Source organism: Psychrobacter sp. 28M-43, assembly GCF_014770435.1.
GTDB lineage: Bacteria > Pseudomonadota > Gammaproteobacteria > Pseudomonadales > Moraxellaceae > Psychrobacter.
Genome location: NZ_CP061739.1, coordinates 460117 through 482912 on the forward strand (window position 1 = coordinate 460117; position 22796 = coordinate 482912).

The 22796-nt window shown below is 41.4% G+C and carries 21 protein-coding genes, 1 tRNA gene and 1 other RNA gene; 19 read left to right on the plus strand and 4 right to left on the minus strand.

Annotated elements, in window-relative coordinates; all coding sequences use genetic code 11:
- Nucleotides 1-336 precede the first annotated feature (336 nt).
- Together IEE84_RS01930 and IEE84_RS01935 are read left to right on the plus strand one after the other, a co-directional pair.
- A complete protein-coding gene (locus IEE84_RS01930) occupies nucleotides 337-1647 on the plus strand; it encodes an ammonium transporter (RefSeq protein ID WP_191115345.1) in 1311 nt (436 codons plus the stop codon).
- A 10-nt stretch (nucleotides 1648-1657) separates the two neighbouring features.
- Nucleotides 1658-2299 carry a hypothetical protein gene (locus IEE84_RS01935; protein ID WP_191114709.1) on the plus strand — a complete coding sequence of 214 codons (642 nt, stop codon included), beginning with the start codon at nucleotides 1658-1660 and terminating at the stop codon, nucleotides 2297-2299.
- Between the two features lie 133 nt (nucleotides 2300-2432).
- Here IEE84_RS01935 and IEE84_RS01940 read toward each other — a convergent pair whose 3' ends face one another.
- A complete protein-coding gene (locus tag IEE84_RS01940; protein ID WP_224737847.1) occupies nucleotides 2433-3098 on the minus strand; it encodes a YidX family protein in 666 nt (221 codons plus the stop codon).
- A gap of 253 nt (nucleotides 3099-3351) precedes the next feature.
- The gene (locus IEE84_RS01945; RefSeq protein WP_114701186.1) at nucleotides 3352-3819 is read right to left on the minus strand and encodes an Lrp/AsnC family transcriptional regulator; all 468 of its coding nucleotides are present in this window, start codon (nucleotides 3817-3819) and stop codon (nucleotides 3352-3354) included.
- Between the two features lie 242 nt (nucleotides 3820-4061).
- On the opposite strand from IEE84_RS01945, the gene rarD reads away from it, so the two are divergent.
- The gene (rarD, locus tag IEE84_RS01950) at nucleotides 4062-5084 is read left to right on the plus strand and encodes an EamA family transporter RarD (RefSeq protein ID WP_224737849.1); all 1023 of its coding nucleotides are present in this window, start codon (nucleotides 4062-4064) and stop codon (nucleotides 5082-5084) included.
- A 139-nt stretch (nucleotides 5085-5223) separates the two neighbouring features.
- On the opposite strand, the gene smpB is transcribed toward rarD, so the two are convergent.
- Nucleotides 5224-5700, minus strand: a complete 477-nt coding sequence (gene smpB / locus IEE84_RS01955; RefSeq protein ID WP_057758370.1) for an SsrA-binding protein SmpB — start codon at nucleotides 5698-5700, stop codon at nucleotides 5224-5226.
- Between the two features lie 251 nt (nucleotides 5701-5951).
- Between smpB and coaD the strand changes: the two genes are divergently transcribed.
- The 13 genes from coaD (at nucleotide 5952) to IEE84_RS02020 (ending at nucleotide 17336) form a co-directional block, all read left to right on the plus strand.
- Nucleotides 5952-6470 carry a pantetheine-phosphate adenylyltransferase gene (gene coaD / locus IEE84_RS01960; protein ID WP_102094580.1) on the plus strand — a complete coding sequence of 173 codons (519 nt, stop codon included), beginning with the start codon at nucleotides 5952-5954 and terminating at the stop codon, nucleotides 6468-6470.
- 267 nt (nucleotides 6471-6737) lie between these two features.
- Nucleotides 6738-6986 carry a YfhL family 4Fe-4S dicluster ferredoxin gene (locus tag IEE84_RS01965; RefSeq protein ID WP_021814308.1) on the plus strand — a complete coding sequence of 83 codons (249 nt, stop codon included), beginning with the start codon at nucleotides 6738-6740 and terminating at the stop codon, nucleotides 6984-6986.
- Nucleotides 6987-7041: 55 nt separating this feature from the next.
- Nucleotides 7042-8367 carry an adenosylmethionine--8-amino-7-oxononanoate transaminase gene (gene bioA, locus IEE84_RS01970; RefSeq protein ID WP_191114710.1) on the plus strand — a complete coding sequence of 442 codons (1326 nt, stop codon included), beginning with the start codon at nucleotides 7042-7044 and terminating at the stop codon, nucleotides 8365-8367.
- Nucleotides 8364-9080 carry a dethiobiotin synthase gene (gene bioD / locus IEE84_RS01975; protein WP_191114711.1) on the plus strand — a complete coding sequence of 239 codons (717 nt, stop codon included), beginning with the start codon at nucleotides 8364-8366 and terminating at the stop codon, nucleotides 9078-9080. The genes bioA and bioD overlap by 4 nt, the downstream gene beginning before the upstream one ends.
- 74 nt (nucleotides 9081-9154) lie before the next feature.
- Nucleotides 9155-9521, plus strand: an RNA gene (gene rnpB / locus IEE84_RS01980) — RNase P RNA component class A.
- A gap of 121 nt (nucleotides 9522-9642) precedes the next feature.
- Nucleotides 9643-9719, plus strand: a tRNA-Met gene (locus IEE84_RS01985).
- Between the two features lie 381 nt (nucleotides 9720-10100).
- Nucleotides 10101-11900 carry a translation elongation factor 4 gene (lepA, locus tag IEE84_RS01990; RefSeq protein ID WP_101204270.1) on the plus strand — a complete coding sequence of 600 codons (1800 nt, stop codon included), beginning with the start codon at nucleotides 10101-10103 and terminating at the stop codon, nucleotides 11898-11900.
- A gap of 102 nt (nucleotides 11901-12002) precedes the next feature.
- Nucleotides 12003-12905 carry a signal peptidase I gene (lepB, locus tag IEE84_RS01995; RefSeq protein WP_191114712.1) on the plus strand — a complete coding sequence of 301 codons (903 nt, stop codon included), beginning with the start codon at nucleotides 12003-12005 and terminating at the stop codon, nucleotides 12903-12905.
- Nucleotides 12906-13036: 131 nt separating this feature from the next.
- Complete coding sequence (locus IEE84_RS02000) at nucleotides 13037-13429, plus strand: DUF4845 domain-containing protein (RefSeq protein WP_224737850.1); 393 nt, start codon at nucleotides 13037-13039, stop codon at nucleotides 13427-13429.
- 102 nt (nucleotides 13430-13531) lie between these two features.
- On the plus strand, nucleotides 13532-14329 hold the full coding sequence (rnc, locus tag IEE84_RS02005) for a ribonuclease III (RefSeq protein WP_191114713.1): 798 nt from the start codon (nucleotides 13532-13534) through the stop codon (nucleotides 14327-14329).
- Nucleotides 14330-14674: 345 nt separating this feature from the next.
- Nucleotides 14675-15640 (plus strand): GTPase Era, encoded by a 966-nt coding sequence (gene era, locus IEE84_RS02010; RefSeq protein WP_057762330.1) that lies wholly within the window; start codon nucleotides 14675-14677, stop codon nucleotides 15638-15640.
- Nucleotides 15641-15703: 63 nt separating this feature from the next.
- Entirely contained in the window at nucleotides 15704-16495 is a 792-nt protein-coding gene (recO, locus tag IEE84_RS02015; RefSeq protein WP_191114715.1) for a DNA repair protein RecO, read from the plus strand.
- Between the two features lie 67 nt (nucleotides 16496-16562).
- Nucleotides 16563-17336 carry a pyridoxine 5'-phosphate synthase gene (locus IEE84_RS02020; RefSeq protein WP_191114716.1) on the plus strand — a complete coding sequence of 258 codons (774 nt, stop codon included), beginning with the start codon at nucleotides 16563-16565 and terminating at the stop codon, nucleotides 17334-17336.
- Between the two features lie 20 nt (nucleotides 17337-17356).
- On the opposite strand, the gene IEE84_RS02025 is transcribed toward IEE84_RS02020, so the two are convergent.
- A complete protein-coding gene (locus tag IEE84_RS02025; protein ID WP_191114717.1) occupies nucleotides 17357-18085 on the minus strand; it encodes a GspH/FimT family pseudopilin in 729 nt (242 codons plus the stop codon).
- Between the two features lie 584 nt (nucleotides 18086-18669).
- On the opposite strand from IEE84_RS02025, the gene IEE84_RS02030 reads away from it, so the two are divergent.
- From IEE84_RS02030 to mscL, 3 genes are all read left to right on the plus strand, one after another.
- Nucleotides 18670-19851, plus strand: a complete 1182-nt coding sequence (locus tag IEE84_RS02030) for an OmpA family protein (RefSeq protein ID WP_102091525.1) — start codon at nucleotides 18670-18672, stop codon at nucleotides 19849-19851.
- A 349-nt stretch (nucleotides 19852-20200) separates the two neighbouring features.
- The gene (typA, locus tag IEE84_RS02035; RefSeq protein ID WP_057758402.1) at nucleotides 20201-22051 is read left to right on the plus strand and encodes a translational GTPase TypA; all 1851 of its coding nucleotides are present in this window, start codon (nucleotides 20201-20203) and stop codon (nucleotides 22049-22051) included.
- 280 nt (nucleotides 22052-22331) lie between these two features.
- Entirely contained in the window at nucleotides 22332-22787 is a 456-nt protein-coding gene (mscL, locus tag IEE84_RS02040; protein WP_191114718.1) for a large conductance mechanosensitive channel protein MscL, read from the plus strand.
- Nucleotides 22788-22796 lie beyond the last annotated feature (9 nt).

Sequence of the window (22796 nt, forward strand, 5' to 3'; positions counted from 1 at the left end):
CAATCAAACTTACTTCCAACAATCATTCTCTACCCTAGTTCAATTTATAGCTACATCCTCGCAAACGTAATAGTCAAAATACTGATTTATCTGATACTGGTCATTTGTTTTCTTACATTTAAGACTTACTTCAATTTCTAATGATAGGTTTTGGCACAGGTTTTGCTCCACCCTTATTAGGGCTTATTTGTGTGCATTAATGAGTAAAAATAGTGCACCGATAAAATTTGAACGGCTAGATAAGTGTTTGGAGATAAAATGAGAACATCATCTGTTGGACTGGACACGATAAAGACATTACCAAAACTATTAAAATCATCACTAAGTAGTAGGCTGATGCTAAGTATATTATCGTTTGCAACGATGGGTAGCGCTCAAGCCGCTGAGACTGACACATTGACCGTGGCACAGCTGCTCGAATATCAAAATATCGCTTGGATTATCTGGGGCGGGGTATTGGTGTTCTTTATGCAGGCAGGCTTTGCTCTACTTGAGAGCGGTTCAGTACGCGCAAAGAATGCGGTAAACGTGATGATGAAAAACTATACCGATATGTGTATCGGTGGTCTGGCGTTCTACTTAGTTGGTTTTGGGCTAATGATGGGTACTAATAATTCAGGCTTTGTCGGTACGGATCATTTTATGCCAGTCGCGTTGTCCAATATGGACTGGGCGTTGATGTTCTTTCAGATGATGTTTGCAGCGACAGCAGTGACCATTGCTAGTGGTGCGATGGCAGAGCGCGTCTCCTTTATTGGTTATGCAGTTGCCGCCTGTTTGATTTGTTTGTTTATCTACCCTGTGTTTGCTAGTTGGGTGTGGGGTGGTTACTTTGGTGGTACAGGCTGGCTAGCTGAGCTTGGCTTTATTGATTTTGCTGGGTCTACTGTCGTGCATTCTATCGGTGGTTGGTTGGCCTTGGCAGGCATCTTAGTCATTGGTCCAAGGTTGGGCCGCTTCGCACCTGATGGTACGCCAAGACTCATCGCAGGGCATAACATGACGTTGTTAGCGCTTGGTGGATTTATCTTATGGTTCGGCTGGTTCGGCTTCAATGCTGGATCGACCTTATCTATCACTGGCAATATTGGCTTAATCGCAGTCAATACTTTTGTCGCAGCAGTCAGTGCGGTGGTGAGCTACATGCTGATCTCCCGATCGCTCAACAAAGCCATTTTACTGAGCGATAGTGTTAATGCCAGCTTGATTGGTCTGGTATCGATTACTGCAGGTTGTGCGACCACAACGCCTGTCTTTGCCATTATTATCGGTGCGGTCGCTTCAGTGGTGTATATCTTATCGGCGCAAGCGCTATTAAAATTCAAAGTAGACGATGTGGTCTCGGCAGTGGCAGTACATGGCTTTGGCGGGGCATGGGGTACGCTCGCTGCAGGATTATTTTATACAGGAGATTTGTTTAACTTATCGCGGCTTGGCGTACAAGCGCTTGGCGTCGGCGTGGCATTAGGCTGGGGACTGGGACTGGGTCTAGTGATGTATAAGCTGATCGATTTAAGCTTTGGGTTAAAAGCAAGCCGCTTACATGAGCAGCGTGGCCTTGATTATACCGAGCATGCAGAGCTTGGTTACCCTGAGTTTCAGAAACAAATGTTTGATTCAAAGAGTTTAACCGAGCGGCATTTATAGGAGAGAGCTGATGAATATTGATACTCAATCCGTAGACCAAGCTGTGACTGCGATGGCAGAAGTGCTTGCCGATTATCTACATCCTGAAGAGGTGCGGCTGCTTAAATCACAGTGGCAGCGATACTCGACTGTCTCCGTAAAAATGATGCAACAGTGCGTCTTGGATGCGACAAGGCGCTATCCTGAGCTGCAAGCTTATAAGTCTGATATTAGGAAAGGCTTTTGGGCTACGTTGCAAGCGGATAGTCAGCAGACAGTAGAGTCTGGCAGTCACAATGATCACAATAGCCATAATGAAACAGTCAAAGCGCCAGTCCCTGTCTCTGAGTTGGTTTTGGCATTTTATACTGTCATAGAAGCACTGCGCAGTCAGCTATCAGAAACAGAAAGTCGCAACCTATTTCTGACCATGCACCAAACTGTTTCGCAAGAGCGCACCTTCAAAGGGCATAGCCTTAACATCAGTCAGTTTTTAGAAGGCAATCGCCCGTCTGTACCTGATAACGAGCATCTGTTAAATAATTTGATGCAGCTGGCTTATGTATGCTTATGTGATGTTGCAGGCCCTGTCGAAGCAGATGAGATGATGTTTCGAGCGGCAGAGAAGGCGAAACAAAACTACCCGAAAACACTGGTCGAAAAGTTATTCTAAGATATGAAGCAGGCACGTTACGGTTGAGTACGCAATACCTTTCGATAACGTGCCTTATATAAAGGGGCTTTTATAAAGTAGCTTTCATGGTGTACCTTGATACTAGACGATGAGTAGTCTAATAGTTAGCTATTTAATCTAATAACTGAAGCGGGAAAGTAACCACGTCAAAGGCGAGGGCAAAGGGTAGCAATACTAGCTTTTGTGCGCCATTTGGACCGCTACGAGTGACGACATCTTGCTGAGTCTGTGTATAGAAGCTCACCGTATATGGCTTGGTCAGTGCGCGATAGTTTGACTGAATCAAACCTAAGTTATTAACTTGCGGATAGATAGCGCCTTTGACAGGAACGCTAAAACAAAAACGCTGAGCATTGATACGTTGATCGCTCGCTGAGGTGCACTCTTTACCGTTATTTTGCAAAAAGAACTGATAGTCTGAGCGCCCAAATTCATCTTTTAATTTGGCATAAGACAGTTTCATTTCACCTTGGAAGTACCCATCATTATTGGGTACGTGAAAGCTCATTTCGTTATCCACTTGAATATTTTTTTGCGTGAGATTACTCAGTAAGTTCACCATTTCTGTCCCACCTTGGGTGAGGACGTAGCTGTTTTTTTCTCCTACGATAACCATTGACGCGTTTGGCATTTTTGGTAACGCCTGCGCAGGACGACCAAAAGCAACAATTTGATCTTCAGACAGTATTTGCTTCGTTGTATTCGTAGTGACATGCCCGCTATTGTCTAACAATGAGCTAGTCGCACAGCCTGAGCTGGCTAGTACCGCGGCAAACAAAGCGCCTGCTATCACCTTTTTGAATTTAATGGGTTTAATGGTTTTAGTGACGCTTTCATATTCTTGTTAGTAGCGTTTGTATGGTCAGTCATGATTAGGCTTCCTTGTCTAAAAAATAGGCTTATGAATCAGCTATTAGAATTTAATTTCCATCGAACGTTTAACGATATCGTAAAGGGTTTAGAAGCAACTTAGCTACTCATCATCCATTGTCATATGATAGGCAACTTCAGCTTAAACTGATTAATTATAATTAATCTAGCGTGATTTTGGTTCCACTCTTGGTAAAGTTCATCACAAACTGGCTTTTGAAATTGCGTACATTGTTCTCGTAAGTCAGTAAGCTGCGCGTGAACTGATGATAGTCGCTCATATTCTTGGCATTGACCATGAGCATAAAGTCAAAATCGCCCGATACTTCATAGCAGCTCATGATTCGTGATTGCGCATCCATTAGGCGCTCAAACCGATGCTGCATTGAGGTATTAGAGCGCTCCATTTCTATCATTACTACTGCTGTCAGACCATAGCCGACTTTGTCAGGATTGACGATGGCGACTTGTTTGGTAATCACGTCACTATCTATCAGCGCCTGTATGCGCCGCTGCGCCGTCGCGATAGATACATGCACTTGCTCTGCGACAGTTTTGAGCGGTAATGTCGCATCATCTTGCAGCAAGTTCAAAATAGCTTTATCAATATTATCTAAAGTATGGCTCATATCAGGATATCCTTAATAGCAGAGTTTTTTATCGGTTTTTATAAATATTATCACTAACAATCCTAATATAAGAAAATAATGATTTATATAATACTTATTTGATATTTTTATTCATAAAAATATTTATATAGAGATAATATATCAAAGCACCCTAGTAAAATAGACCATACCAACTAGAGCTACTTCAAAATAAGAGCTAGCAATTGGTTTTTAATAATCTATTAATAGCTACGGTGCTTATCATGTCTATCTCAATGCTCTCCAATGTATTCGCTAATACGCTAGCAACGACTGCTGCACGTTTGCCACTACCTGCGATTTGGACGACAGGTAGCGCACAACAACGCACTCTGATATTAGGGGTGTCTTTTGCCGTATTGTCCAACATGCTATTTGGCGTCCTCTATGCGTATAGCAGTTTTTTGTCGCCATTATCAGGGACGCAGGTTTTTATCTGGCGTATGCTCGCGATGTGGGCAGCGTTGGTCGGATACCTGATGGTAAGTGGACGTCTAGGATTACACATTGATAAACTAAAAGTGTTAAAAGGCGTTAAGCAGTGGGCTTGGCTGCTACTACCTACACCGATATTTCTCAGTCAGTTTTGGTTATTTATGTGGGCGCCAGTTAATGGGCAAGGTGTGCAAACCGCGATGGGATACTTCCTATTTCCACTGATGATGGTGGTGTTTGGTTGTGTCCTCTTTGGCGAAAAATTAAGCCGTTTGCAATGGTTAGCAGTGGCTTTTGCTGCATTGGGTGTGGGTAGTGAAGTTATCCGTACGCAAAGTGTCTCTTGGGCGACGCTATGGGTATGCGGTACGTATCCTGTTTACTACATTTTACGCCGACTGCAGGGAATTGGCGCAGTAACTGGTTTATTGATTGATTTAACGATATTTGCGCCCTTTGCGCTGGCTTACTTGTTCTTCTTTGCCCCAAGCAGTTTGGCATTGGTTAGCGGCTCTGGTTTCTTTATCATGATGCTGGTAGGTTTGGGTGTGCTCAGTGTCTTGGCAATGAAGACCAATATTGATGCCAGTCAAATGCTACCAGTCAATGTCTATGGCATGATGAGCTATTTGGAGCCAGCGCTACTATTTATTTTGGCAGTGACCGTACTAGGCAACCCATTTGAGTCAGCGATGATCTATAGCTATGGTCTAATTTGGTTAGGTATTGCATGTCTGATTGCTCATGGTGTTAGGCAATTGCGTCAGGCTAGTAGAAAGACAGCAGCATCTCTAGAAGAGCAAATGGCATAGTAGAATGGATTGCTAAATGCTTGTATGAGTTGTTATTGGTAGCTAAAGCTGAACGGTAATATTTATAGATATCGTAGATAACAAAAAAGGACGGCTCAGTAAATATTGAGTCGTCCTTTTTATATAGATTAAATAACGCTTAATCTAAATGCTGTTTGAAACCGCGCTGTTTATCACGTTCCCAGTCACGATCTTTTAGCGTTTTACGTTTGTCATGCTGCTTTTTACCCAATGCTAGGCCAATTTGGCACTTCACCAGTGAGTTTTTCCAGTAGCAAGACAGCGGTACGCAAGCGTAACCTTTCTGATTGATTGCCCCAGATAGTTTTTCGATTTCACGACGGTTCAGCAGCAGTTTACGGGTACGAATACTGTCTGGACTAACGTGCGTCGAGCTCGATAGTAATGGCTGAATGTGCGCACCAAACAAAAAGGCTTCGTTATTGCGGAATATGACATACGCTTCGGTAATGGTCATTTTTCCTGCACGAATGGCTTTGACTTCCCAACCTTGTAATGCCAGTCCTGCCTCAAAGGTTTCTTCGATAAAATACTCATGACGCGCCTTTTTATTGGCGCAAATCTGATTATCTGGCTTTTTTGATTTTTTTGACATAATTTCTCCATAAGGATGACCTAAAACACAGGCTCCTTATTTAATCAGTCCCACTAATTCCTCATCCTAATCCAATAAATAGTCTTGTTTTTTATTTCGATTATGAGATGGATGAGTCGAACTGCCTATTGTATCAAAGCCTCTGATGAAAAGGTAAATCAGCTGTTAGGACAAATGTAGCAGATAAGTATTAAGTTTGAGCAAAATTTGCTAGCATATGGCCTAATATCACCGATTATATCAGTCATGCTATGAGCCACTCTATTTCTCCTAATTCCTCAAAGCTACATACCAAAATCCTATACCCTGGTACCTTTGATCCTATTACCAATGGTCATGTAGATTTGGTCACACGCGCTGTCAAGCTATTTGATGAGGTCGTTATCGCGGTTGCCTCAGGACATCATAAAAAACCCTTGTTTAATTTTGAAGAGCGTGTTGCTTTGGTCGAAACTGTATTTGCAGACTTACCGCAAGTATCTGTGATTGGTTTTGAAGGGCTGCTTGTTGATTTTATGCGTGAAAAAAACGCCACGGCAGTTTTGCGTGGCTTGCGTGCAATGTCAGATTTTGAGTACGAGTTTCAGCTAGCCAATATGAATCGTGAGCTTGATGAAAACTTTGAGGCGGTTTTTTTGACCCCATCTCAAAATTACTCATTTATTTCATCTACCATGATTCGCGAAATTGCTAAGCTTGGCGGTGACGTCAATAAATTCGTTCCACCCTGTGTTTTGCAAGCATTCGACAAAAAGTTAAATAGTAAATAAAAGACGCTGCATTAAAGATAAGCTGCTAGCACTTGCTAAAACAGTAAGGAGTAGCCATATAGGAATAGGGCATGTCCCTATTTTAAAAATAGTGATAAAAATTAGATAAATCGCAGGCAAACAAGAAAAATAGTGCAGACAATATCGAGATATTGATTAGTTATTTGACGCCGTTTGTCAAAGATTTAACCATTTTTAGCCCATTTAGTGATAAACGTTTGGATTAGGGACAAGCCCTAATACGAGTAAAAATATAAGGAACAGTTCATGGCACTATTAATCACTGATGAGTGCATCAACTGTGATGTGTGCGAGCCTGCTTGCCCCAATGAAGCCATCTCAGAAGGGGATGATATCTATGTCATCGACCCTGATCTATGTACAGAATGTGTCGGACATTTTGACGAGCCACAATGCGTTGTGATTTGTCCAGTTGACTGTATTCCTCACGATCCCAATCATGTTGAAACTGAAAGCGACCTGCTATCTAAATACAAACGTATTACGGGTCAATAGAGTATTTATAAGCGATTGATGACGTTTAGGTTTACAACGTTTTAGGGACAACACGATGACCACGCAAACAACAACCACGCAATCCATCCAAGTCGTAAATGACTTCGATCAGCAACATCTTTGGCACCCTTATGCTAGTCTGCCACCCACTTATTCTAATATCGTAATCGATCGTGCTGAAGGTATTTATATCATCACCGAAGATGGCACGCGCCTGATCGATGGTATGTCGTCATGGTGGGCGAGCGTTCATGGTTATAACCATCCAAAACTGAATGACGCACTGACTAAGCAGTTGGGTAAAATGGCGCATGTCATGTTTGGTGGGTTAACCCATCAGCCGGCGATAGATTTAGGTAAAAAACTGCTCGACATTGTACCTGCTGGACTTGATGCAATTTTTTATGCGGACAGTGGCAGTATCGCGGTAGAAGTGGCACTAAAAATGACGTTGCAGTATCAAGTAGCTGCCAAGCGTCCAACCAAGCAACAATTTGCATCAACCCATTCAGGGTATTACGGAGACACGTGGCATGCCATGAGTGTCTGTGATCCTGTTAATGGTATGCACAGCCTATATGGCAAGCAATTACCGATGCAGCATTTCGTCCCTGCGCCGCCACTTGGCTTTGATCGCGCCTTGACAGTAGATGAGCGTGAATCATTAGCTCAGTTTTTTTTCAAGTATGGTGAGCAGCTGGCAGGTTTTATCATTGAGCCAATTATTCAGGGTGCAGGCGGGATGCGTTTTTATAGTCCTGAATATCTGCAATTGCTGCGTCAACTGTGCGATGAGCATGATGTACTATTGGTTGCGGATGAAATCGCCACTGGGTTTGGGCGCAGTGGTAAATTGTTTGCATGTGAACATGCTGGCATCAGCCCTGATATCATGACCATTGGCAAGGCGCTGACGGGTGGCTATATGACTTTTGCCGCAACGTTATGTACCCGAAAGATTGCCGATACCATCCATAATAGTGACTATCCGGCGCTGATGCATGGCCCAACCTTTATGGGCAATCCACTGGCTTGTGCAGTTGCGTGTGCATCGATTGATTTGATTATGTCTTATGATATCGAAGCACGTACCGCAAACATGCAGACTATTATGGAACAGCAGTTAGCGCCTGCTGCGTTATTAGACGGTGTTGCCGAGGTACGTTGTTTGGGTGCAGTCTCCGTCATTGAGTTGCATGAAGCGGTCGATATGTCTACATTTCAGTCTTTGTTGATTGATAATGGTATCTGGGTCAGACCATTTGGCAAGCTGGTGTATATCATGCCACCCTACGTGATTACTGATGATGAGCTGACTACCTTATGCCAATTACTGCTAAAAGTAGTGCGTACGTATTTAGAAAATCGAGGTCAACGATGAGTGTTCTATTTGTTTCTGGTATCGATACCGATATTGGTAAAACCTATGCTACTGGACTGCTTGCCAAAGCGCTTATGCAGCAAGGCTTAAATGTCATTACTCAAAAGTTAGTGCAAACGGGCGTATCGATTAATCCAAATAATGGTGAGATGAATATTGCTGATGATATCATTACTCATCGTCAACTTATGGACATTTCTTTACAGCCATGTGATCTCGATTTTACGACTTGTACTCATCGTTATAAGAAGCCAGCGTCTCCTCATCTGGCTACTAAATTATTAGGGGAAACACTTGATCCTGATATGATTACCAATGCTACTAAGCGCCTGCAATCTGAGTATGAGCTGGTACTACTAGAAGGTGCAGGTGGTTTGCTTGTGCCCATTACAGAGAATCTACTGATATTAGATTATATTGCCGAGCAAGGCTATCCTATTGTCTTGGTCACCTCTGGTCGATTGGGCAGCATCAATCACACTTTGCTGAGTTTAGAAGCTATAAAATCGCGAGGATTAATAGTACATAGCATAATTTATAATCATATTCATGATGATGCTGAGCAAACGGATACTGAAATCGCAAATAGTACTATTGAGTTTCTACGAGAATATTTGGACAATCATTATCCCGAAGCGCATTGGCTACAAATACCGTATCTAAAAGATAATCTGGTCGGTAATATTGACACACTACCAGCAAATTTTGTTTAGCCTATTTATGTTGTCCACAAAAATAAATCCAAAAGACATTCGCAGGCAGTCATAAGTTTGCTATACTAGTGCGCTTGGTAGACTAGGCGATCGCCGCTGCACACTGGCAACAGATGAGCAGGGGAGGAAAGTCCGGGCTACATAGGGCAGCGTGCCAGCTAACGGCTGGGCAGGGTAACTTGACGACCAGTGCAGCAGAGAGTAGACCGCCTTTAGTATCTTAGGGTATTATCGGTAAGGGTGAAAGGGTGTGGTAAGAGCGCACCGCGTGGCTGGCAACAGTTCACGGCATGGTAAACTCCACGCGTAGCAAGACCAAATAGGCATCGGCATGGCGCGGCCCGCGTTCGATGCGGGTAGGTTGCTTGAGCGTATTAGCGATGATACGCCTAGAGGAATGATCGTCCACGACAGAACCCGGCTTATCGGTTTACCAAACCTTTTTTATTGTTTGATGTAGTAATAGTTGCAATTAATCTGAATTAAATTCGTTTTTTTGCAAAAAATGCTTATTAGGGGTTGACGGCAGTCAACAGCTTGGGCATAATGTGCAGCCTAAAACGGCGATGTAGCTCAGCTGGTTAGAGCGCATGACTCATAATCGTGAGGTCAAGAGTTCAAGTCTCTTCATCGCCACCATATATAGCAGTACTAAAAAAACCAATCTATCGAGATTGGTTTTTTTTTGCCTAGAATAAATAATCTTCTCAAGATTTTATATTAGTTCTTGATATACTAGACACTCTCTATAAGTATTAAGTTTTTTTTCATTTCATCTGCAAGTCACATCTCTTCTAACAAAATCGCCTTACTTTGCAGTGGAAAACTGCTAGAATACTCTTTTATGTCTACGCATAAGAGTTAATGTGCTTGACTATGGATTTTAGACGGTAATATTAGCCCGATCGGCTTGTTATAACGGTTAACCTTCAAAGAAGTACAAGCACGTTATCAATTGCATCTGACAGTATCTATTTTTTAGTTTTATTATTCTATCACCCTTAATTTAGTAGGCGCTTTGTGACTGCATTAGCCAATATTCGTAACTTTTCAATCATTGCCCACATTGATCATGGTAAGTCGACACTTGCCGATCGTTTTATTCAAATGTGCGGTGCCTTGCAAGATCGCGAGATGCAGGCGCAGGTGCTCGACTCAATGGATATTGAGCGTGAGCGCGGTATCACTATTAAAGCACAGTCAGTAACACTGTTTTATGATCATCCAAATGGTGAGCGCTATCAGCTTAACTTTATTGATACCCCTGGTCACGTCGATTTTTCATATGAAGTTTCGCGTTCATTAGCAGCTTGTGAAGGTGCGCTATTGGTTGTTGATGCCGCTCAAGGCGTAGAAGCGCAGTCAGTGGCCAATTGCTATACAGCCGTTGATCAAGGCTTAGAAGTCATGGCGGTGTTAAATAAGATTGATTTACCGCAAGTTGAGCCTGAGCGCGTCATTCAAGAAATTGAAGATATTATCGGTATCGATGCCGTTGATGCACCGCGAGTATCAGCCAAATCTGGTCTGGGTGTTGATAAGCTGCTAGAAGCGCTAGTAGAGTTTATTCCGGCACCAACTGGTGATCGTGAAGCACCACTGCAAGCACTAATTATTGACTCTTGGTTCGATAATTATTTGGGCGTAGTCTCATTGGTACGGGTGCGTGAAGGTACTATACGTAAAGGTGACAAGTTATACATCAAATCGACTCAAGAGGCGCATCTGGTTGGCTCGATTGGTGTCTTTACGCCTAAGCCTGTAGATACGGGTGTTTTAGAAGCAGGGGAAGTCGGCTTTGTTATTGCGGGTATTAAGGATATTGCCGGAGCGCCAGTAGGCGACACTATCACTCATGCTAAGACCCCTGATGTGGATCGTATCCCAGGCTTTAAACAAGTCACGCCACAAGTCTATTCTGGTATGTTCCCAGTGGATTCGAGTGATTTTGAAAAATTCCGTGAAGCTTTGCAAAAACTGCAAATTAACGATGCTTCGCTGTTTTTTGAGCCAGATACGTCGGATGCGCTTGGCTTTGGTTTCCGCTGTGGCTTCTTGGGTATGCTGCACATGGAGATTATCCAAGAGCGTCTAGAGCGTGAATATGATCTAGATTTGATTACTACAGCGCCTTCAGTTATTTACGAAATTGAGAAAAAGAACGGCGATGTAATCTATGTAGATAATCCATCACATCTACCTGAGCCAAACAATATTGAAGAGTTCCGTGAGCCAATTGCCCGCTGTCAGATTTTAGTACCGCAAGAATTCTTAGGCAATGTAATGACGCTATGTATTGAGCGTCGTGGCGTTCAGGTTGATATGCGTTTTATGGGTCGACAAGTACAGCTGATATTTGATATCCCAATGGGCGAAGTGGTCATGGATTTCTTTGATCGCCTAAAGTCAGTCTCACGTGGTTTTGCATCGCTAGATTATAACTTTGAACGTTATCAAGCCGATAAGTTGGTGAGAGTTGATGTACTAATCAATGGCGATAAAGTTGATGCCTTAGCGATGATCGTGCACGAAACCCAATCACGTTATCGTGGTAATGCTCTAGTTACGAAGATGAAAGAGCTGATTCCGCGTCAAATGTTTGATGTTGCCATTCAAGCGGCTATCGGTAGCCAAATCATTGGTCGTAGTACGGTAAAAGCCATGCGTAAAGACGTATTAGCAAAATGCTATGGTGGCGATGTGTCACGTAAGAAAAAGCTACTGTCTAAGCAAAAGGCTGGTAAAAAACGTATGAAGCAAGTAGGTAATGTTGAAATTCCACAAGAAGCCTTCTTAGCTGTGTTGCAAGTTGATAGCTAATCGCTAAACGTAACCTAAGATAGTCATTGTAGATAACAGTCAAATGTAGTGAGTCTTATCGTAAAGGTGTTAGATAAGCCGCTCGTTAATAGGCAATTTGGTATGGATTTTGATTTTAATTTAATTTTAGTGCCGTTAACTATAGTCCTAGGAATTGTTTGGCTGTTAGATAAGCTAGCGCTCAAACAGCGCAAAACTCGTGGTCGAGGTCAAGAAGGCTTACTAGTTCGCTGGGCTTATGACTTTTTCCCTGTGTTAGCAGTGGTATTGATAGTACGCTCATTTTTAATTGAGCCATTTAATATTCCATCATCGTCTATGGTACCGACGCTATATACAGGTGATTTTATTGCTGTCAATAAGTATGCATATGGCGTGCGCTTGCCGTTAACCTATAATAAGGTGCTAGATACTGGTGAACCTGAGCATGGTGATGTGGCGGTGTTTCGCTACCCTGAAAACCCGAGCATTTATTATATTAAGCGCGTTATCGGTTTGCCTGGTGATACCGTAAGTTATAGTCAAGGCACGCTGTCTATCAATGACGTACCTATTGAGACTAAGTCTGTAGATTTCGCGGCAAATGCTGAATTGACTTCACAGCTATATTTACCCGGGCAAATTGGTCCAGGGCAAGTGTTGACTGAAGAGAGTGCTTCTGCAATGGGTCAACAAGAAGAAGACACAGCACAATATTTTGAAGAAGTACAAGGTGACAATAAGCACCTCGTGCGCTATTTAGACGGCATGAACAGTTCACAATACGCGCCATTTTTGCAGCAACAATCACCAGAGGTGGTTGAGTCAGAGGGTACTGAGTGGCGCATTAACGTGCCAGAAGATCAGTATTTTGTGATGGGTGATAATCGCGATCGCAGTGCAGATGGTAGATTTTGGGGATTCGTTCCGGATGAAAACCTAGCAGGTAAGGCTGTTTATATTTGGATGCATAAACCACCTGGTCTTAACCTACCGACCTTTGAGCGTAATGGTACTATTAATTAAGATTATGAGATTGTCTAGAGGTTGATTTGTTGATAATGGTTTTATGCTAATATCGTTGCTAAATAATTAATAGCTATTTATTATTTATACACTTATTCAAAATAGTCGTTTATCTTTAGAAGGATATCATAATGCAGCAATTATCTGGTTTGGCTATGCAGCGCGGCGCCAGTGTGACGAATGTTGTTCTCATTATTATGCTTTTAGGTATCGCGACTAAGTTGACAGTAGCCATCGTACCGGCTCAGATTGGTGACTATCAACTGACTAAGGTATTAAGTGCACAGCTAAAAGAAGCGAATAATAATAACGAAACAGCCAAGCAGTTCGTTGAACGTGTCAACAAACAGTTATCAATTAACGCAGATTACGATACTAAAGCGGAAGAGGTATTTATCTTTACTGATAAAAAAACAGGTCAATTGGCTATTCATAAAGAATATGCAATAACTAACAACTTTTTTAGCAATGTTGATATTATTAACCGTTTCGAGGGTGACGTCGAAATGGCAACAGCAGAGTAAGTCGCAATAGTACGACATAGCACATTCATTATTTCATAAAATATATCAAATGATATTATTAAACTAAATCTGTCAAGCAGAAGGGATAACCACAAACCTCGCATGAAACCAACTTTGCACCATTCCCAAGCGGCTTCTACTTCCCAAAAAAATAGTACGTCTGTTGACACGCTTGTTGTTAGCTCTGAATTCATTCAGCGGTTAGCAGTATTAACGCGTAAGTTAGGCTACGAGTTTAATGACTTGAGCCTACCTAAACTTGCGTTAACGCATCGCTCATTTGATAGCAAAAAAAACTATGAGCGCCTAGAGTTTTTAGGTGATGCACTGTTAGGGATGATTGTGGGTGAAGCTTTATATCATCGTTATCCTAGTCAAAATGAAGGGCGCTTAACGCGTATGCGTGCAACACTGGTGCGTCAAGAATCGTTGGTAATTATCGCTCAAAACTTAGAGCTGTCTAACCATCTTATATTAGGAGTAGGTGAGCGCAAAGGTGGCGGTCGCAATCGTGCTTCTATACTGGCCGATGCTGTAGAGTCTCTGATTGGTGCTATCTATTTAGATAGTCAGGATATGGATATTACTCGTAAGTGTGTTCTCTCTTGGTATGGTGATTTGATTGATAATGTCAATGACCAAAAAGCGCTAAAGGACGCCAAGAGTCGGTTACAAGAGTGGCTACAATCTAAACAGTTTGACTTGCCTAATTACGAGCTCATGGAAACGCGTGGTAATGCACCGCATCAAATTTTCGTTGTACGTTGCCATGTTAATATCAATAACTGCCCTGATATTACTGAATCTGGTGAGAGCCGCCGTATTGCTGAACAGAAAGCAGCAGAGCTTATGATTAACCAATTGCATAAATTGCCAGGTTCTGCCAAAAAACGTATATAGCAGATGTCTATTAATGCATTTTTAGATGCAGAATATTAGCTTAGATTGGTTGTAGCTTGCAAAACATATATTAAAACTACCTCACATATTATTTATTTTAAAACTTTAAATGTTTCTAGCCCGTTTTTAATGGTGACTAAATAAATTTACCATCAAAGACTGTTCGGCTAGTCACAAACCCTATAGGATTAACTTATGAGCAATCATACTGATTTGCCATCAAACAATGAAGACAGCACTCAAAATTCGGGTGAAAATACAGATATTGATTTAAGCCAAAATAATATCGAAGTTACTGAAGAGATTCATGCTACTGATGCAGAAGATATGGCATTAGACAATGATATGGCTATTGAAGAATTTTTTGCACCGAGTGGCAATGCTCGTATGGCTGATGATTTTAGAGCAGGTTATGTGGCCATTGTTGGACGTCCAAATGTTGGTAAATCAACTTTGATGAACCACTTGTTGGGTCAAAAGCTGTCTATCACTTCACGTAAACCGCAAACTACCCGTCATCGTATTCATGGCATTTTGTCAAATCATGAAATGCAAGCGGTGTTTGTTGATACACCAGGTATTCACCGTAACGAAGTACGTGCTATCAATGAACGTATGAATAAAGCGGCGGTATCGGCGTTAGTAGATGTAGATTTAGTACTGTTTGTTGTTGATTCAGATCAATGGCGTGACGATGATTTATTGACCTTACAAAAGCTTGGAGAGACCAATTTAACGGTCGTCTTGGTTATCAATAAGTCAGATACTCTAAAAGATAAAGGCAGCGTGCTACCACTTATCGAAACTTTCAACGATAGTTTCGATTTTGCTGATATCGTTCCTGTATCTGCACTAAAAAATCAAAACTTAGATCGTTTGCAAGAAGTGATTGCCTCACATTTACCAGTCGCTGCGCCTATTTACGATACAGAACAAATCACAGATCGTTCTGAGCGATTTTTGGCAAGTGAAATCATTCGCGAAAAAATCATGCGTAGTGCGGGTGATGAAGTGCCATATGATTTAACCGTACAGATTGATGAGTTTAAAGACGAACCTGCACATACTGATCCAAAAACAGGGCGTCCACGCAAAGCTTGTACTTTCATCGATGCGACTATCTATGTTGAACGCGGTGGTCAAAAAGCCATCGTTATCGGTGACAAAGGTCAGCGTATCAAACAAGTTGGTATGGATGCTCGTAAAGATATGGAGCAGTTGTTCGGTAAAAAAATTATGTTAACTTTGTGGGTTAAAGTGAAACGTGGCTGGTCTGATGATGAGCGTGCGTTGACCAGTTTGGGCTATTGATAGCGGTTAAGAACGAACGCTTCAAAAGCACTGTCTGCCTTTTAGCTATTTAGGTAATAAAAAATGCGTAATGAAGCGCTCGTCGGGTATTTATTGCATCAGCGTCCTTATCAGGAAAAACGCGCTTTGTATTATCTTTTTTCTCAACAACACGGTGTGATACATGGTGTTGGGAAAAAAGGCGCGCCACTATTTATGCCGTTACAGCTTTTTGCTACTGGTAAACGTGATCTAAAAACCTTTAGTCAAATTAATATTGCTTCGCAAGATAATACTCAAGCTGACAGTGTTCAAAAAGACAGTGTTCAAAAAGATAGTACACCTGCTGTCTTAGAGGCCGTACCTTACGCCAATATCAGCGGTCAACATCAATATGCCGCACTATATATAAACGAAATTCTGTGGCGGCTGTTACCTACTGAAGACCCAATGCCAGTATTGTGGCAGCATTATCAAATCAGTCTACAACAACTCAAACAACCTCTAAATAATAGCGAGCTTCGCCTCTGTCTACGTCAGTTTGAGCAGTATCTATTTACTGAATTAGGATTCACTTTAACGTTAACGCATGACAACGTTGAAGATCCCATCGAGTATGATTGTACTTACCGCTTTTTACCGGATGTCGGTTTGCTCCCTGTATTAGTACATAATGAAGAGTCTGAGCATTTAGCCAGTGAGTCTGGACAGACTGTTTTTAAGGGTGCGGATATCATAGAAATGGCACGTTTAGGTATTACTGAGCAAACGCTGAGCCATTGGTCAAAACTACATCGACATCTTATTGATCATTTGCTTGATTATCAGCCACTACAAAGCCGTCTGTTATGGCAGCAGCAGCAACGTTATCAATAACTGCATTCTCAACTATCATCGTATTATAAACTATATAAGTTAGGCTTAATTGCCCGAAGGATTTTTTATGAGTATCTCTGTATCTACCTCATCTGAAAACAATTCAAAAAAACCTTTGTTAGGCGTGAATATTGATCACGTGGCAACATTGCGTCAAGCGCGCGGTGTAAGTTATCCAAGTCCTTTGGCTGCTGCATTACTGTGCGAAAAGGCAGGGGCAGACGGTATCACTATACATCTACGTGAAGATCGTCGTCATATACAAGATGCGGATGTTTATGAAATGGCAGGCCAGTTGTCGACGAGAATGAACCTAGAGATGGCAGCAACGGATGAGATGCTTGCAATTGCCTGCGAAGTTAAACCTTTTTGGGTATGTCTAGTACCTGAAAAGCGTGCAGAGTTAACGACAGAAGGTGGTCTTGATGTTGCAGGGCAAGTCACGTCTCTAAAAGAGTATGTTCATAAGCTACAAGACTCTAATATTAAGGTTTCCTTATTCATTGATCCTGATGACAAGCAGATTGCAGCCGCGATAGAGTGTGGTGCAGACGCGATAGAATTGCATACTGGTGCTTATGCCGAAGCAGGCTTAGCAAATGATACTGACGCACAGTTGGCTGAACTTAAAAGAATTGAACATGCAGTAGCTACAGCACAGAGCCTAGACGATAAATTGCTTATCAACGCAGGTCATGGTTTAACGTGTGACAATGTTAATGCCATTGCAAAGATTGATGGTATATATGAGTTAAATATTGGTCATGCACTTATTGCAGATGCCGTATTTGTAGGATTAGAGAGTGCAGTGATAATGATGAAAGAGGCCATGCATAAATAGGTTTGCATATACGGCATCTATTACCCATTACATTTCGTAGGATGGTCTACGTTAAGTTTATGTTTGACGATACCGGATTGGTTGAAAGAGATTTGGTACATTGACTTGTTATAAGAAGAGGTAGGGCAGTATTTTATATGACCGAAGTGTCCTCGAGGTCTGCCGCTATCACCCCAAAATTTAGTATAGTGACGCCTACCGCCAACTCTTAATTTCACCGTACTATATTTCAGGTCTAAAGATTGCTGAGTTAATAAGGTGTCTACTTGAGGATCAAAATGCTTGTTGTTGTTTTTATCTACGAATAGTAGAAGCGTTTTATCACTGTTCCTATGACATTGCTGTGCATCATTCGATAAACAAACTAAGACATCCTGTCGACTTATATAACTTTCGGCCTTTGCTAAGGATAAAGTGTTCTCTAACTGATGCTTGACCCGTTGCGCCTCCATTCGTGCTAAGTGCGTTAAGATACTTGGCGCTGCAATAGCTGCGATAATCCCCAATACCATTGTCGTCAAAGTTAGCTCAACGAGAGTAAAGCCGTTTGACTGCTTAGCACTGAGAATATTATTGTTCTGAAGGGATGATTTCCTATAACTGACTAACTTCAATAGTTTATTGAATAACCTAGATGCAATAGCTAAGAAATTATCAATCCCATACCTGCTTTTTCTGCAAATAGGCAAACAAAAGGTAAAAATGAATATTCTTCTATAACTGGCCAGTACCTCATTAAATAAGTTCATAAAGCGCTACATCCTATAGCTATTTGTCATTCAAGTAAAAAACAACGTCTCATACATCCTTGTATCAACTATCTTTCAAGCACACCAATTGTCCAAATTCTTTAAACCTTCTCTGACTTAACTGTATATGAGAAAGATGCAATTGATAATTACTTGATTTTCAGAAGAATATTGGTTTTTTACAATATATATGTAATATATAGCGACTGTCAAAAAATGTTTCAATTAGTGAAAGAATGACATTAGCAATAGAGAAAAAATTCTAATTGTAATAAAATGCTTCAAGAAAATAGCTATCAATAGACTATTCATCTATCGCAAACTGATGTGTAAAAGATAAGAAGCGTAAGGTGTGTTAGTTCTGGGTAACTTAGACTGTTTATTGTGTTTTAGTTACAACATTATCGTGTAATAATGTGTAGCTCGTTAACGAAAAAAGTTGTAAACTGAATTAATAATCGCTAAGCTACTCCTTAATTGGTTTTGCTTTGTAACTTAAAATGCGTAAGAGATGTCTATCTTAGTACGTCTTGAGAATCGGTTTTGCTTAATGCATCACTAAAATTATCCTTTGGAGGAAGTCCATGAAATTGAATAAAATCGCTCTAGCTCTGTTCGCTGTAACAGCGGCTCCTTTAGCAGCTAACGCTGGTGTTACTATCAGCCCATTATTACTAGGTTATCATTACAGTGAAGGTGCTGATGATGATCAAGCTGAATTATTACAAAGCAATCAGGATGATAATAGCTTTTATAAAGAAGATGGTTTATATACTGGCGCTGCGCTAGGTATCGAGCTTACTCCTTCTACTCAGTTTCAAGTAGAATATGGTGTTTCAAATACTGATGCTATTGGCCAAGATGGTTCTGATTCTTTTGATGCAGAGCAAGAAATGATTTCTGGTAACTTCTTGATTGGTACTGAAGAATTTACTGGTTACACTGATAATGCATTGAAGCCTTATGTATTAGTTGGTGCGGGCCGTTCAAAGCTTGACATTGAAAATCGTGCTGGTGACAGAGTTGCAAACTCTACAGATACTATCGGTAACCTAGGTCTAGGTGCTATGTATCGCATTAATGACGCGCTAAGCCTACGTGGTGAAGCTCGTGCGATTCATAACTTTGACAACAACTGGTGGGAAGGCATGGCTTTGGCCGGTCTAGAAGTAGTACTAGGTGGCCATCTAGCACCTACAGTAGCAGTACCACCTATGCAAGAGCCAGTAGTTGATAACACTCCAGTAGTTGTTGTTGAAGCTGATCTTGATTCTGACGGTGATGGTGTACCTGATAGCATCGATGCATGCCCAGGCACTCCAATGAACGTAGTAGTTGATGAGCGCGGTTGCCCAGTACCAGTAGACATTACTGACGAACTGAAAATGGAACTACGTGTATTCTTTGATAACGACAAGTCAGCTATCAAAAACCAGTACAAGCCAGAAATCGCTAAAGTAGCAGAGAAGATGCGTGAGTATCCTAACTCTACCGCTCGTGTAGAAGGTCATGCTTCTAAGACTGGTCCTTCAGCACGTTATAACCAACGTCTATCTGAAGCTCGTGCCGTTGCTGTTAAATCTATGCTAACTAACGAATTCGGTATTGCTCCAAACCGTCTATCAACTGTAGGCTATGGTTATGACAACCCAATCGCTTCAAACGACACTGAAGAAGGTCGTGCTATGAACCGTCGTGTTTATGCCATCATCACTGGTGACAAAACAATGACTGTTGAACAAACTAAAGATATGGTTGTTCAGTAAGTATTAGCAAAATAACCGTATAGTTAAATATACAGTTACAAAAAAAGCCACCCAATGGGTGGCTTTTTTTTATTTATGTATTGAGAAAAGTGAGTTATTACATAAATTTATGAATCAATAATGTTATACTAGCCACCCAAACATTCTGTAAATTAACAGTATGTACATTAGCATAGCAATCTGTATGATGAATTCGTCAGTATAGATATTTGATTGTATTGAACTTTTTTATTTGATAGCATTCTTTTTTGCATCATCTTAGACTCAATATCTATCTGATTGATGATGAAAGTTTATTCAGCAGCGCTTACTGCTACTGCATTTTTTTAAGACGAAACGAGCATTTTATATGGCGAACGATATCAAACACCTGCGTAACATTGCAATTATTGCCCACGTTGACCACGGTAAGACAACTTTGGTTGATAAGTTATTACATCAGTCTGGTACTTTTGGCGACCGTGCAAACATTGCTGAGCGTGCAATGGACTCAGGTGATATTGAGCAAGAACGTGGTATTACCATTTTGGCTAAAAACACAGCTATCCGCTGGACAGATAAAACTTCAGAAACTGAATACCGTATCAACATTGTTGACACCCCAGGTCACGCCGATTTCGGTGGTGAAGTTGAGCGTGTAATGTCTATGGTTGACTGCGTACTTTTGGTTGTTGACGCTGTTGATGGCCCAATGCCTCAGACTCGTTTTGTGACGCAAAAAGCATTCGAACAAGGTCTAAAGCCGATCGTTGTTATTAACAAAATCGATCGTCCTGGCTCACGTCCTGACTGGGTAATGGATCAAATCTTTGATTTGTTTGACAACCTGGGTGCAAACGATGAGCAGCTTGATTTCCCAGTTGTTTATGCTTCAGCATTGAATGGTATCGCAGGTCTAGAAGCAGATGATTTAGCTGACGACATGACCCCATTGTTCAAAACTATCGTTGACGTTGTTCAGCCTCCACAGGTTGATGCTGACGCTCCGTTCCGTATGCAAATCTCAAGCCTTGACTACAACAGCTTTGTTGGTGTAATCGGTATTGGCCGTATTCAGCGTGGTAAAGTTAAACTTAACACGCCAGTAACTGTTATTGATAAGCATGGCAAAACGCGTAACGGCCGTATCTTAAAAATCATGGGCTACCATGGTCTTGACCGTATTGACGTTGAAGATGCACAAGCCGGTGATATCGTTTGTATCACAGGTATCGATGCGCTAAACATCTCTGATACTATTTGTGATCCTAACAACGTTGAAGCACTACCAGCATTAACGGTAGATCAACCTACAGTATCTATGAACTTCCAAGTAAACAATTCACCATTTGCTGGTCGTGAAGGTAAGTTTGTGACTTCACGTAACATTCGTGAGCGTCTTGAGCGTGAATTGATTCACAACGTAGCATTGCGTGTAGAAGACACTGAGTCTCCTGACAAATTTAAAGTATCAGGCCGTGGTGAGCTTCATTTATCAGTACTTATCGAAAACATGCGCCGTGAAGGTTTTGAGCTAGGTGTTTCTGGCCCAGAAGTTATCGTTAAAGAAGTTGATGGTAAGCTACAAGAGCCGTATGAAAACGTTGTCTTCGATATCGAAGAAGAGCATCAAGGTTCTATCATGGAGCAAGTTGGTCTACGCAAAGGCGAGATGACTAATATGGAGTTGGACGGTAAAGGCCGTATGCGTATCGAGGCGACCATACCAGCGCGTGGCTTGATCGGTTTCCGTTCTGAGTTCCTAACCCTGACTTCAGGTAGTGGTATCATGACCTCGAGCTTCTCACATTACGGTCCACAGAAGATCGGTGATGTTGGTGGTCGTTCTAACGGCGTATTGGTTTCTATGGCAAATGGTACTTGCCTAGGTTTTGCTCTATTTAACCTACAGAAACGTGGTAAGTTGTTTGCTGAGCCACAGCTTGAAGTTTATGAAGGTATGATTGTTGGTCTTAACTCTCGTAACGATGATATGACTGTTAACCCAACGACTGCTAAACAGCTAACCAACGTACGTGCTAGTGGTACTGACGAAGCATTGACGTTGACGCCAGCAGTGAAATTCACTCTTGAGCAAGCGCTTGAATTTATTCAAGACGATGAGCTAGTCGAAGTAACGCCAAAAGCGGTACGTATTCGTAAGCGCTACTTGACTGAAAGTGAGCGTAAGCGTCATGGCCGTGGTAAGAAAGGTGCTTAATATCAATCAGTGAGTTACTTAGTAATTCATAATATTGATGTTTGACGCGAACACTTAGTGTCAGTAGTTTCTACGGGCACTGAGTGATTCAAAAATGAGCAGTATAAGGTGAACTATTAGTGGTTCACTTTATACTGCTTTTTTTTGTGTTGTAATCTTGAAAAAATACAGACAGAATGAATAGTGGCATTAATGTATTCAATTGTCAGCATAAAAGCTAGATGTGACACTAATTATATAAATATCTATTTGTTTATAGATAAATTTTGAGGAAAAAACAATGAGTATGGTTTCAGAGTTTAAAGAGTTCGCTGTCAAAGGTAACGTGATGGATTTGGCAGTCGGTGTCATCATCGGCGGGGCTTTTGCCACCATCACAAAATCTTTGGTAGATGATATTATTATGCCGATTGTCGCTTTTATTTTTGGTGGCGAGATTAATTTTGAGAATATGTTCTTAGTTTTAGGCGATGCACCTGATGGTATTGCTATGACTTATGATGCGCTTAAAGAAGCAGGTGTACCTGTATTGGCTTACGGTAGTTTTATTACCGTACTTATTAACTTTCTAATCTTAGCTTTCATCATCTTTATGATGGTTAGAGGTGTTAATAAAATGCGCCGTGCTGAAGAAGTAGAGGAAGTTATAGAAGAAGCAGTAGAAGAGCCAACAGAGGAAGTGAAGTTGCTGCGTGAAATCAGTGCAAAATTAAGTAATACTAGTATTACGAAATAAATTATCAAT